The sequence below is a fragment of the Streptomyces sp. NPDC054757 genome, from assembly GCF_053612185.1.
In genome coordinates this window covers 66,118-78,498 of record NZ_JBSHBW010000021.1, presented here as the reverse complement: position 1 = coordinate 78,498, position 12,381 = coordinate 66,118, and the positions used below count along the sequence as shown (strand labels likewise).

Below are 12,381 nucleotides of genomic sequence, written 5' to 3'. Positions count from 1 at the left end.
GTTCAGCGGTCTTGCGTCCGTCGGGCGATCAGGACCTCGATTCCGTCCAGGATCCGGGTCAGACCGAACTCCACGTCATCGTCGCCGACCTCGTCGTCGTATTCGTGGTGCGCCATCATGGACGCCAGAATCGGATATCCGTGCTCGTGCAGGAGCGGTTGGAGGAACCGTGCGACAGCGGCCGACTCGACCGGCGCCGCACTGCTGTCGCGCACGTCCCGGCGGGCACTGGCGATGCGCCGCGCGTAGCCGTCGAGCAACAGCGCACACCGCAGCGATTCGGCGGAGCTCAGCCCGGCGCCGGTGAGCGCTTCCAGCAGTACTTCTGTCCAGCGCAGCAGGTTCGGGGTCGCGGGCGCTCCGCGGATGGGCAGGTCGGGCAGCCATGGATGGGTGTCGCAGCGCTCGATCATCGCCCTGGTCCACCTGGCGGCGGCGGCCCGCCACCGGCCCGTGCCGGTTTCCAGGTCAGGCGCCGGTCCCCACGCGGTCTCGGCTGCGAGCACCAGCAGTTCGTCCCGCGAGCTGACGTACCGGTAGACCGCGTTGGCGGTGAGCCCCACCCGCTTGGCGATGTTCGGCATGGACAGGGCCGCGAAGCCTTTCTCGTCGGCCAGCCCGACCGCTGCTTCGACGATTCCCTCGACGCTCTGCGAGGGCTTCCGGCCCAGCCGCCCCGTCTTGACGGGCAGCCCCCACGCCAGGGCGAGGCCGGGTGGCAGCCGCTCGTCGTCACTTGTCGGCATCGGGCTCACTCATCTCCATGTCTCGTCCACAGGGGCACTGTTCCGTCCACGGGGCATTGACTTTGTGGGTGCCCCACACTTTATATTCGTGTGGGCCACACACGAACTCTCTGAGGATGTGAACATCGGTGTCTTCCCTACGTCAGGATCTCTTACCGGCGCACCGCCGTCGGCAGGTCACGGTGCGGTCGCGCCTGCGGGCCCTGCTGACCGTCCTGCTCTGCGGCGCCATGATCAGCGGCGCAGCCGGAAGCTCACAGGCAGCGCGTCACGCCGGGGGAGGCCGGAGCGCCCCCGCCCCCGTGGTCAGGACGGACACCGGCCTGGTCGAGGGACGCCTCGGCGCAAACACCCGGATGTTCCAGGGCATCCCTTACGCCGCCCCGCCGGTCGGGCGGCTGCGCTGGGCGTCACCCCGGCCGGCCGCGTCCTGGTCAGGCGTACGGAACGCCACAGGGCCCGGCAACCGGTGCGCACAGGCAGCGGGCCTCATCGACCAGCAGAGCAGCAGTGAGGACTGCCTCTATCTGAACGTCACCACGCCGGTGCGCGGCAGCGCCCGCGATTTGCCGGTGATGGTGTGGATCCACGGCAACGGCTTCATCAATGGCGCAGGGAGCCTTTACGACGCACAGCGCCTGGCCGCCATGGGCAAGGTGATCGTGGTGAGCTTCAACTACCGGCTCGGTGTCTTCGGATTCCTCGCCCACCCCGCGCTCGACCACGGTCCGGCGAGGCACCTGTCGGGCAACTTCGGCCTGGAGGACCAGCAGGCCGCGCTGCGGTGGGTGAGGCGCAACGCGGCGGCATTCGGCGGCGATCCGGCGAACGTCACGCTCTTCGGTGAGTCGGCCGGCGGTACCAGCGTCTGCGCGCATCTCGTGGCGCCCGGGTCGGCGGGCCTCTTCCAGAAGGCGATTCTGCAGAGCGCCCAGTGCACAGGACGCAAGTGGTCACCGGGTCCGGCGACCTGGTTCCCGCTGCCGCGCGCGGAGCGCGAGCGGCACGGGCTCGACGTAGCGGCCAAGGTCGGCTGCTCCGCCCCCCGCACAGCAGCAGCCTGTCTGCGCGCCGTACCCGTGGCGGAACTCGCCAAGTGGTCCGACTACGGACTCGGGTCGGGACCGGCGGTCGGCGGCGGCATCCTGCCCGTGAGCCCGGAAAAGGCTTTCGCCACCGGCCACTTCAACCGGGTCCCCGTCATCCAGGGAACCACCCGGGACGAACACCGCCTCTTCACCGCGGCCATCGAAGCCGCGACCGGCCGGAGGACGACCGACGCCGCCTACCGGCAGCAGATCCGGACGCTCTTCACCCCGGCCGACGCGGCCCGCGTCCTGGCCCGCTACCCCGTCGGCCGCTTCCGGTCCCCCGGCGAGGCGCTGTCCACCGTCGTCAGCGACTGGGCCTGGGGGTGCACGGTCCTCGATCGGGACCGGACCCTGAACCGTCAAGTGCCGACCTATGCCTACGAGTTCGACGACGCCCGGGCCCCCTGGTTCAGCACCCTCAAGAAACCCGATTTCCCCACCGGGGCGTTCCACGGCAGCGAGTTGCAGTATCTCTTCACCGACGAGCAGCTCCCCGGCCCGGCCACACCCGCTCAGCACCGGCTCGCGGACACGATGGTGCGCTACTGGGCCCAGTTCGCCCGCACGGGCAACCCGAACGGCCACGGCGCGGCCCCCTGGCCCCGGTTCGGAACCGGCGAGCATGTCCAGACGCTGCAACCGGGGAAGACGGAACCGGCCGATCTCGCCCAGGAACACCAGTGCGGCTTCTGGAAGACCATCGGCAGCTGACGGCTGCCACGGCGCCCGCCTCCACCGGGCCCCTGGCCCGTCAGCCCGCATCAGCCCCCTTGCGACAAGCGGGGCCGGCGCTTGAGCGCAGACCTCAGCAAAAACGAGCCCGGCCGGCGCCAGAGGGCAGACCCCAGCCCAAATCAAGCCCAGCCGGCGCCAGAGGGCAGACCCCAGCCCAGAACAAGCCCGGCCGGCGTTTGAGGCCACACGTCAAGCCCGGCCGGCGCTTGATGCCCCGGGGCCCGGGGGCAGCGCCCCCGCAGCCGACCCGCGCTCCACCAGGCGAGGCGCACACAGAATCCGCTTGCGCCGCACCCGCCGCCCCTCGATCGCCGCCACAGCCAGCCGCGCCGCCTCCGCCGCGATCTCCGCGAGCCCCCAGTCCAGGGTGGTCAGCGCGGGCGTCAGCACCCGGGAGACCGGGTGGTCGTCGAAGCCGACCACCGACAGGTCCCGGCCGATCACCAGGCCCGCCTCGGCGACCGCCGCGTACACCCCGTACGCGATCGAGTCCGAGAAGCAGAAGACCGCGGTGGAGCCACCGTCCACCACCCCACGCACGACCCCGCGCGCCACCCCGGTCGCCTCACCCAACTCCTGTGCGCACGGCACTACTTCGACGTCGAGACCGAGCCGTTCCGCGGCCTCGCGCACATAGACGTCGGCAGGGCGGTCGGGGGTGCTCGGCCCGGTCGGGGTCAGCACCGTCACCCGGCGGTGCCCGAGCCGTGCCAGGTATCCGAGCACCGCGTCGATCCCGGCGCGGTTGTCGAAGAGCACCTCCCCGGCGGTCCTGGCCCGCTGGAGCGAGTCGCCGACGGAGACCACGGGGACCGCGTCCGCGATCTTCGCCCACCCCTCGGCCGAGGGGTCGACGGGCGAGACGAGCAGACCGTCCACCCGCTGGTCCCTGAGCTGCTTGGCGAGGACCAGTTCCCGCCGGGGGTCGCCGCCCGCGTCGAGGATCAGCGCATAGCGGTCGCCCGCCAGGAGTTCGCGCCCTATGGCCGCCATCAGCTGCTGCTGCCAGAGGTCCTGGAGGTCACCGGCGATGACGCCGACCATGCTCGTACGGCCGCTGGCGAGGGCGCGGGCGATGGGGTCCGCCTCATAGCCCAGCTCGGCGGCGGCCTTGCGGACCCGCTCCTCGGTCTCCTTGGACACCTGCTTGCCGCGCAGCGCGTACGAGACGGCGGCAGTGGAGAGGCCGGTGGCCTCAGCCACCTCGCGGAGGGTGGTGCGCTTGCTCGGCCTGGCCATGGAGGAAGCCTACCCGCGCCCCGGTGCCGCTCCCCGACATCGCGCCTTACTGCCTCATCCTGCCGCCCCATCTTGACGCCGCAAGGGGTTAACCGCTTCACTTAAGCGCATCAGTTAACCGCTTCACTTCCCTTCACTTCCCTTCGACCCGAGGTCGGCCTTGCACGTAGACGTCCACCAGCACCTCTGGCCACCGGCCTTCACCGCCCTGCTGCGCGCCCGGACCACCGCCCCGTACCTGGACGGCTGGACCCTCCATCTGCGAGGCGAGCCGCCGTACGAGGTCGATCCGGCCGATCACGACATCGCGGCCCGCACCGCACTGGCCCGTGCCGACGGGCTCGGCCTCGCGCTCGTCTCGCTCTCCAGTCCGCTCGGCATCGAGTACCTGCCGCCCGCCGAGGCGGACCCGCTGCTCGCCGCCTTCCACGACGGCGCCCTGGCCCTTCCGGCACCCTTCGGCGTATGGGCGTCGGCCGGGCTCGTCGCACCGGACCCGGAAGTGCTGGCCCGCGCCCTGGACCGGGGGTGCGTGGGTCTCCAGCTGCCCGCGACCGCGCTCCAGGACGAGGCGGGCTGGGCGCACTGCACACCACTGCTCGACGCCCTCAGCCGCGCGGGCCGGCCGCTCTTCGTCCACCCGGGCGCGGCGCCGCCAGGCGGCCCCGGCACCCCGCCGTGGTGGCCGGCGCTGGTGCCGTACGTCCAGCAGTTGCACGCGTCCTGGTTCGCCTTCCGCGCGTTCGGCCGACCGCGCCACCCCGGGCTGCGGGTCTGTTTCGCCGCCCTGGCGGGCCTCGCCCCGCTGCACGGCGAGCGGCTCGCGGCCCGGGGCGGCGGCCGGGGCGCGGTCGACCGCGACGTCTTCTACGAGACCTCCTCGTACGGCACCCGGGCCGTGGACAGCCTGGTCCGGGTGGTCGGCATCGACGGAGTCGTGAACGGCAGCGACCGCCCGTACGCCCGCCCCGCCACCCACCACCACCCTCCCAACGAGGCGCTGCGCGCCACACCTCTCGATCCCGCCACCCACCACCACCCTTCCAACAAGCCGCCACGCACCGCACCCCCCGGTCCCGTAACCCCCGACCTCGGCGCCGAAGCCGCCCTCCACGCGCTGCGCGCGACCAACCCCGCCCGCCTCCTGAACGGAGCAACCCCGTGACCTACGACGCCGCACTGCCCGACCGCGCCCTCGACAAGCGTGAACTCCAGTCCCTGGTGGACGACCTGGCCACCCGCCCCGAGCTGTGGCGCTCCGAGGTCGCCTTCTCGGACACCGAGCGGCACTACGCCTCACTGCACCGTGACGAGTACGTCGACATCTGGCTGCTCTGCTGGACCCGGCAGAACGACACCGGCTGGCACGACCACGACATCTCGTCGGGTGCGGTCCGGGTGATCCAGGGCGTACTGACCGAGTCGAACCCGCGCATCGGCGGCCAGCACCTCGCGACGGCCGTCGGCGCCGGCACCTCCTTCTGCTTCGGCCCCGACCACATCCACCGGCTGACCGGGGCGACCGATGACGCGGTCTCGATCCACGCGTACTCGCCGCCGCTCTGGCGGCTCGGCCAGTACGACATCAGCGACGACGGTCTGATGCGTCGAATTTCCGTCTCATATGCGGACGAACTACGCCCAATGGACAGTTCGGCGGCCTGAAGAAGCAGCTAATTGACCTGGACCTATTGACCTTCCATTCATCACGACACACTCTGCATAGATCGATACATCGCGGTCGGCACACCTACCGGCCCGCGTGGGCAACGCAGTGGTGAGAGGGAGGCCGTCCGGTGGCAGGCCTGGTGGAACAGCGGTCGATCGATGTCGTCCCCGACGAGGAGCGCCATGGCAGCGCCTTCTCCCAGTTCACCCTCTGGGTGGGCGCGAATCTGCACATCACCGCCGTCGTGACCGGGGCGCTCGCCGTGGTCTTCGGCGGCGGCGCGCTCTGGTCGATCGTCGGGCTGCTGCTCGGCAATCTGCTGGGCGGGGCGGTGATGGCCCTCCACTCGGCGCAGGGCCCACGGCTCGGGCTGCCCCAGATGATCTCGTCCCGGGCGCAGTTCGGCGTCAAGGGCGCGGTGGTGCCGCTGGCCCTGGTGATCCTGATGTACGTCGGGTTCTTCGCCAGCGGTACGGTCCTGGCGGGCCAGGCGGTGGGCAAGCTGACCCACCTCGGGGACACCACCGGGATCGTCGTCTTCGCGGTGATCACCGCCGCCGTGGCCACCATCGGCTACCGGGTGATCCACACTCTGGGCCGGGTGGCGAGCATCATCTGCGCCATCGCCTTCATCTACCTCGGGATCCGGCTGCTCGACCGCATCGACCTGGGAACGGTCCTGCACGACCACAGCTTCTCGTTCCCGCTGTTCCTGCTCGCGATCTCGCTCTCGGCCTCCTGGCAGCTGGCGTTCGGCCCGTATGTGGCGGACTACTCGCGCTATCTGCCCCGTACGACCAGTGGCCGCGCCACGTTCTGGTGGACGCTCGGCGGTACGACACTCGGCTCGCAGTGGTCGATGACCTTCGGCGTCCTGGTGGCGGCGACCGCGGGCGACGCCTTCCTGAACAGCCAGGTCGGCTATGTGGTGGGCCTGGGCGGCACCGGTCTGATGGCCTCGCTCCTCTACTTCGTCATCGCGCTGGGCAAGCTCACGATCAACGTGCTCAACACGTACGGCGGCTTCATGTCGATGGTGACGAGCATCAGCGGCTTCCGCGGCCAGAAGACCCTCACCCCGCGCGGCCGCTCCCTCTACATCCTGGTCATCATGGTGGCCGGCACGGTGGTGGCGCTGGCGGGCAAGGACAGCTTCCTCGACTCCTTCAAGGACTTCCTGCTCTTCCTGCTGGCCTTCTTCACACCGTGGTCGGCGATCAACCTGGTCGACTACTACCTGGTCTCCCGCGAGCGCTACGACATCCCGGCCCTCTCCGACCCGAAGGGCCGCTACGGCGCCTGGCGCTGGGACGCCCTGCTGGTCTACGGAATCGGCCTGGTCGCCCAGTTCCCCTTCCTCGCCACGTCCTTCTACACCGGCCCGCTGGTCAGCCACCTCGGCGGCGCGGACATCTCCTGGATCGTGGGGCTCGTGGTCCCGGCGGCGGTGTACTGGGTGCTGGCGCGGCGCAACACCGCGCACATCCCGGAGGCCACCATCCTGGCCCCGGCCGCCGACCCCGTACCGGAGCGGGTGCCTTCCCCGTAGGGCGGTACGCGGTACGGATCCTGGGGGGGTGGAAGTACCCCTGCGGATTGGGGGGTTAGCACCACTGCCTCCCCGGCCCCGGATTCATACCGTGGACACCATGGAAGCCAGCGACCAGGAGTTGAAGAAGGAACTCGACGCCGCCCTGCACGCCCGCAGGGAACTGGGCGAGGATTACGACTCGGCCCTGGTCGAATCGTTCCTGGAGAAGGTCGAGCAGCGGCTCGACGGCACGGTGGACCGCCGGGTGCGCCGGCAGATGGCCGAGCAGCAGATGGTCGTCGCCCGGGGCAGCAGCCGCCCGCAGCAGCCCGAGAGCGGCTTCGGCGAACGGTTCGGGTTCGGGATCGTCACGATGATCCTGGCCGTCCCGCTGTCGGCGATCGCGGTGATCAACGCGGAGCTGCCGGGGCTGATCGTCACCTGGCTGGGGATCGTGGGCGTCAATACGGTCCACGCCGCCCGGGACGGCGGCCTGTTCCGGCATCTGCGCAGCCGCTCGAAGCCGTCGCCGTCCTCGTCGGGATCCGACTGGGAGGGGTGAGGTCGCCGGGGGGGCCGGCTGACGGGGGGGCTGGCTGGCGGGGGCTGACTGGCGGCGCCGGTCCCGCGTACGCCCTGCCGCCGTGCCAGGAGGTCGGGGGAATCGGGGGCAGGGACCACAGGTCGCAGGATCGTGGGGCCGCGGGGGGCCACGCGAGACAACCCGGGAAATCACCGGGGACCACGCGACCACGGGGAGAATCGCGGGGGCCGTCGCACCCCCGGCGGACCGGGGGGCGGGACGACGACGGTCCCCGCGAGGGACGCGGGTCCGGGTCAGGGCCGGGTTGCCGCGTCCATGGCGTCCTGGAGGCCGGGAGCCGCTCCGGAGGTCCGTGACGCCGTTCGTGGTGCCGGGGGTCTCCCCTCCGGCATCCACCAATCTGCCGCAGCCGTGTTAAGCCGGTGCTGCGCGGGCGTGTCACCCGTGTACCACTTGGGCGAACCCTGACCGCGGCCGGACGCCGGAAAGACCGTCAGGCGGTCCGGACGCCGAAGTAGTGCCCCTCTTCGAGGTCCGCCACGAGTCCGGGGTGCTCGGGCTGCCAGCCCAGCAGTTCACGCGTCAGGCTGCTCGACGTCGGGACACCGGCCCCGAGAGCACCGCCCAGCCAGCCGAAGTGCCCGGCCGCGTCCCCGGGGGCGACGGAGGCCACCGGAAGCCCGAGATGGCGGCCGACCACCTCGGCGATGGTGCGGACCGGCACGCCCTCCTCGCCGGTCCCGTGCAGCACGGAGCCCGCCGGGGCCTTCTCCAGAGCCAGCCGGAAGAGCCGTGCGGCGTCGAGCCGGTGCACCGCCGGCCACTCGTTGGACCCGTCCCCCACATACCCGGAGACGCCCTTCTCCCGTGCGGTGGCGATCAGCACCGGTACGAAGCCGTGGTCCCCCTCCCCGTGCACCGAGGGGGCAAGACGTACGACGGACGAGCGGACACCGCGCGAGGACAGGGAGAGCGCCGCATCCGCCGCGGCCGTCCGGGGTGAGTCCGGTGCGGGCATGTCCTTCTCCGTCGCCACCCGGCCCAGGGCCGGAAGCCCGAGCGTGCCGGATGCGATGACCAGCGGGCGGCCCGATCCCTCCAGCGCGGCGCCCAGCGTCTCGATGGCGCGCAGATCGACACGTACAGCGTTCTCGTGCTGCGAGAAGTCATGGATGAACGCGAGGTGGATCGCCCCGTCCGACGCGGCAGCCCCGGCGTGCAGGCTGTCCGTGTCACCGAGGTCGCCGCGGTGCACCCCGGCCCCCATCGCGGTGAGCGCGGCGGCCGAGGCGTCCGACCTGGCGAGCCCGGTGACCTGGTGTCCGGCGCCGATGAGTTCGGCGACGACGGCCGAGCCGATGAAGCCCGACGCTCCGGTGACGAAGACACGCATGGGAGAACCTCCGGATTTCCGGCGTCCCGGTTCGGGGTTCAGGGTTCAGGAGCTGCACCCGGACGGCCGACGCCATTGATGTCAGTGACTGTCGTCGTCACCGTAACATCTGACGGCAGTCACTGTCATCGCGTAGGATCTGCGGCATGAGTCGATGGGAGCCGAACGGGAGGGACCGGCTGGCGCAGGCCGCGCTGGAGCTCTATGTCGAGCGAGGGTACGAACAGACCACGGTGGCGGAGATCGCCAAGCGGGCCGGGCTCACCGAGCGCACGTTCTTCCGGCACTTCGCCGACAAGCGTGAGGTGCTGTTCGGGGGCTCGGAAGTACTGCAGGATCTGCTCGTCGGCCACCTCACCGAAGCCCCCGCGTCGGCGGCGCCGATCGACGCGGTAGCGGTGGCGCTGGAACCGCTGGGCGGCTATTTCCATGAGCGCCGCGAGCAGGCCAGGCGTCGTCAGACCGTCATCGCCGCGAATCCGGAGCTGCGGGAGCGCGAGCTGATCAAGCTGGCCTCACTCGCGTCGGCGCTGGCCGAGGCGCTGCGGCAGCGCGGTGCCGGGGAGCCGACCGCGAGCCTGGCGGCCGAGGCGGGGGTCGCCGTCTTCCGGGTCGCGTTCCAGAGCTGGATCGGCGACAGCGGCGAACGGGATCTGTCGCAGCTCATCGGGGAGGCGCTCACCGAGCTCAAGGCCGTGACCGCCGGAGCCTGAACCCCACGCACCGGACCACGCACCGGACGGCGAGGCCGAGCCCCGCGCGCGGGGCCCCGGGGCTCTCCCCCGCGCGCGGGTCCCACGCCGCCCGCACCCCCGGGGCCACTGGGGCACGAATCCCCGGGGGCGCGAACCGTACGACCCCAGTGGTCCGCCGCCCCCCTGCCCTGCGCCCCTAAGCGGTCCGGGCCGTGCGGGCCAGATACGACAGCAGGTCCTGACGGCTGACCACGCCCGTCGGCTTCCCCTCGACCAGCACGATCGCCGCGTCCGCCTTGCCCAGAACGGCCATCAGATCGGCGACCGGCTCGCCCGAGCCGACCAGCGGAAGCGGCGAGGACATGTGCTTCTCCAGCGCGTCACCCAAGGAGGCCCGCTGAGTGAACAGCGCGTCGAGCAGCTCGCGCTCCACCACCGAACCGATGACCTCGGCGGCCATCACGTCCGGGTGGCCGGCGCCCGGCTTCACGATGGGCATCTGGGAGACGCCGTACTCGCGCAGCACGTCGATCGCGTCGCCGACGGTCTCCTCCGGGTGCATGTGCACCAGATGGGGGATGCCGTCCTCCTTGCCGAGCAGTACATCGGCGACACGGGGCTCGGTGCCGGGCTGCTCCAGGAAGCCGTAGTCGTTCATCCACTCGTCGTTGAAGATCTTCGAGAGATAGCCGCGCCCGCTGTCCGGCAGCAGCACGACCACGATGTCGTCGGGCCCGAGCCCCTCGGCCACCCGCAGCGCCGCCACGACCGCCATCCCGCAGGAGCCGCCGACCAGCAGGCCCTCCTCCTTGGCGAGCCTGCGGGTCATCTGGAACGAGTCCTTGTCGGACACGGCGACGATGTCGTCGGTCACCGTCCGGTCGTACGCGGTCGGCCAGAAGTCCTCACCGACGCCCTCGACCAGATAGGGCCGCCCCGAGCCCCCCGAGTACACGGAGCCCTCCGGGTCGGCGCCGATGACCCTGACCCGTCCGTCGGACACGTCCTTGAGGTACCGGCCGGTCCCGCTGATCGTGCCGCCCGTGCCGACACCCGCGACGAAGTGGGTGATCCGCCCCTCCGTCTGCTCCCACAGCTCGGGCCCGGTGGTCTCGTAGTGCGAGCGCGGGTTGTTCGGGTTGCTGTACTGGTCGGGCTTCCACGCGCCCGGCGTCTCGCGGACCAGCCGGTCGGAGACGTTGTAGTACGAGTCGGGGTGGTCGGGGTCCACTGCCGTGGGGCAGACGACGACATCGGCGCCGTAGGCCCGCAGTACGTTGATCTTGTCCGTGGACACCTTGTCCGGGCAGACGAAGATGCACTTGTAGCCCTTCTGCTGGGCCACGATCGCCAGCCCGACGCCGGTGTTGCCACTGGTCGGCTCGACGATCGTGCCGCCGGGCACCAGCTCGCCGCTCTGCTCCGCCGCCTCGATCATGCGGACGGCGATACGGTCCTTCACAGAACCGCCCGGATTGAAGTATTCGACCTTGGCCAGGACGGTCGCCCTGATCCCTGCGGTCACATTGTTGAGCCTCACCAGCGGGGTGTTGCCGACGAGGCTGATCATCGAGTCGTGGAATTGCACCATGGCGGTCAGCGTATTGGACAAGATTGGGCAGCACAGGTCTGCGGGCAATTAGGTGGTGCGAGCACGGCGCACGAGTCCGGCGCAGGGGCACGGCGCAGCAGCACAGCGCTCGGGTACGGCGCACGAGCACGACGCACGAGTACGGCTATGGAGGAGGCGGCAGTGTCGAGGGCGAGGGTGGCGCGACGGATCGCCGCGGGCGCGGCATACGGCGGCGGGAGCATCGGGCTGGTCGGAGCGGCCGCGGTGGGAGTGCTGCTGGCCGAGGTCCAGCTGGCGAAACGTTCCGTGGGCGGCGGACGGGCCCCTCAGGCACCGAGCGCGGACGGGCGGTACGGACTGGCGTTCGCGGGCCGTACGGGGCATCTGGAGCCGTTACGGCTGGCCATGCTCGGCGACTCGACAGCGGCGGGCCAGGGCGTGCACCGGGCGGGCCAGACCCCGGCAGCGCTGCTCGCATCGGGGCTCGCCGCGGTGGCGGAGCGGCCGGTGGACCTGCGGAACGTCGCGCTGCCGGGTGCGATGTCGGACGACCTGGACCGGCAGGTCGGGCTGGTGCTCGGCGACCCCGGGAAGCTGCCCGAGGTCTGCGTGATCATGATCGGTGCGAATGACGTGACCCACCGGATGCCGGCCACCCAGTCCGTACGCCATCTCGCGACATCGGTCCGCAGGCTGCGTACGGCGGGGGCCGAGGTCGTCGTCGGGACCTGCCCCGACCTGGGCACGGTCGAGCCGGTCTACCAGCCGCTGCGGTGGCTGGCCCGGCGGGTCTCCCGGCAGCTGGCGGCGGCCCAGACGATCGGGGTGGTCGAACAGGGCGGCCGTACGGTGTCGCTGGGCGAGATGCTGGGCCCGGAGTTCGCGGCGAACCCCCGCGAGCTCTTCGGCCCGGACAACTACCACCCCTCGGCCGAGGGGTACGCGACGGCCGCGATGGCGGTACTGCCCACGCTCTGCGCCGTACTCGGTCTGTGGCCGGAGACCGACCACCTGGACGCCACCCGCGACGAGGACATGCTGCCGGTGGCCAAGGCCGCGTCGGCCGCGGCTTCGGAGGCGGGCACCGAGGTCACGGGCGCCCGCGCACCCTGGGCCCTGCTGAAACACCGCAGGAGGCGGCGGCTTCCCGAGACGGCGGAGGCGG

General features: G+C 71.3%; 10 protein-coding genes and 1 pseudogene. 7 read left to right on the top strand and 4 right to left on the bottom strand.

Translation table 11 applies throughout. From position 1 onward, the window contains the following. Positions 1–2: 2 nt before the first annotated feature. On the bottom strand, positions 3–746 hold the full coding sequence (locus tag ACWGKJ_RS23635) for a TetR/AcrR family transcriptional regulator (RefSeq protein WP_385027895.1): 744 nt from the start codon (positions 744–746) through the stop codon (positions 3–5). Positions 747–928: 182 nt separating this feature from the next. Here ACWGKJ_RS23635 and ACWGKJ_RS23630 point away from each other — a divergent pair, with 182 nt between their 5' ends. Further along, positions 929–2,548, top strand: a complete 1,620-nt coding sequence (locus ACWGKJ_RS23630) for a carboxylesterase/lipase family protein (RefSeq protein WP_453315809.1) — start codon at positions 929–931, stop codon at positions 2,546–2,548. A gap of 213 nt (positions 2,549–2,761) precedes the next feature. On the opposite strand, the gene ACWGKJ_RS23625 is transcribed toward ACWGKJ_RS23630, so the two are convergent. Further along, positions 2,762–3,811: a LacI family DNA-binding transcriptional regulator gene (locus tag ACWGKJ_RS23625; RefSeq protein ID WP_385027889.1), complete on the bottom strand. Its 1,050-nt coding sequence runs from the start codon at positions 3,809–3,811 to the stop codon at positions 2,762–2,764. Between the two features lie 160 nt (positions 3,812–3,971). Here ACWGKJ_RS23625 and ACWGKJ_RS23620 point away from each other — a divergent pair, with 160 nt between their 5' ends. From ACWGKJ_RS23620 to ACWGKJ_RS23605, 4 genes are all read left to right on the top strand, one after another. Then, positions 3,972–4,976, top strand: a complete 1,005-nt coding sequence (locus ACWGKJ_RS23620; protein WP_453315808.1) for an amidohydrolase — start codon at positions 3,972–3,974, stop codon at positions 4,974–4,976. Next, positions 4,973–5,476 carry a cysteine dioxygenase gene (locus ACWGKJ_RS23615; protein WP_385027883.1) on the top strand — a complete coding sequence of 168 codons (504 nt, stop codon included), beginning with the start codon at positions 4,973–4,975 and terminating at the stop codon, positions 5,474–5,476. Before ACWGKJ_RS23620 ends, ACWGKJ_RS23615 begins: the two co-directional genes overlap by 4 nt. A 131-nt stretch (positions 5,477–5,607) precedes the next feature. Beyond that, positions 5,608–7,029, top strand: a complete 1,422-nt coding sequence (locus tag ACWGKJ_RS23610; RefSeq protein WP_385027880.1) for a purine-cytosine permease family protein — start codon at positions 5,608–5,610, stop codon at positions 7,027–7,029. Positions 7,030–7,129: 100 nt separating this feature from the next. Next, positions 7,130–7,573 carry a hypothetical protein gene (locus ACWGKJ_RS23605; RefSeq protein WP_385027878.1) on the top strand — a complete coding sequence of 148 codons (444 nt, stop codon included), beginning with the start codon at positions 7,130–7,132 and terminating at the stop codon, positions 7,571–7,573. A gap of 475 nt (positions 7,574–8,048) precedes the next feature. Here the strand turns inward: ACWGKJ_RS23605 and ACWGKJ_RS23600 are convergent, their stop codons facing one another. Next, entirely contained in the window at positions 8,049–8,948 is a 900-nt protein-coding gene (locus ACWGKJ_RS23600; RefSeq protein ID WP_385027875.1) for an SDR family oxidoreductase, read from the bottom strand. A 146-nt stretch (positions 8,949–9,094) separates the two neighbouring features. Between ACWGKJ_RS23600 and ACWGKJ_RS23595 the strand changes: the two genes are divergently transcribed. Continuing rightward, positions 9,095–9,661 (top strand): TetR/AcrR family transcriptional regulator, encoded by a 567-nt coding sequence (locus ACWGKJ_RS23595; protein WP_385027871.1) that lies wholly within the window; start codon positions 9,095–9,097, stop codon positions 9,659–9,661. Between the two features lie 178 nt (positions 9,662–9,839). Here the strand turns inward: ACWGKJ_RS23595 and ACWGKJ_RS23590 are convergent, their stop codons facing one another. After that, on the bottom strand, positions 9,840–11,231 hold the full coding sequence (locus ACWGKJ_RS23590) for a cystathionine beta-synthase (RefSeq protein WP_385027969.1): 1,392 nt from the start codon (positions 11,229–11,231) through the stop codon (positions 9,840–9,842). A gap of 180 nt (positions 11,232–11,411) precedes the next feature. Between ACWGKJ_RS23590 and ACWGKJ_RS23585 the strand changes: the two are divergent. Further along, positions 11,412–12,377 (top strand): annotated as a pseudogene (locus tag ACWGKJ_RS23585) (SGNH/GDSL hydrolase family protein); the annotation flags it as partial. Positions 12,378–12,381 lie beyond the last annotated feature (4 nt).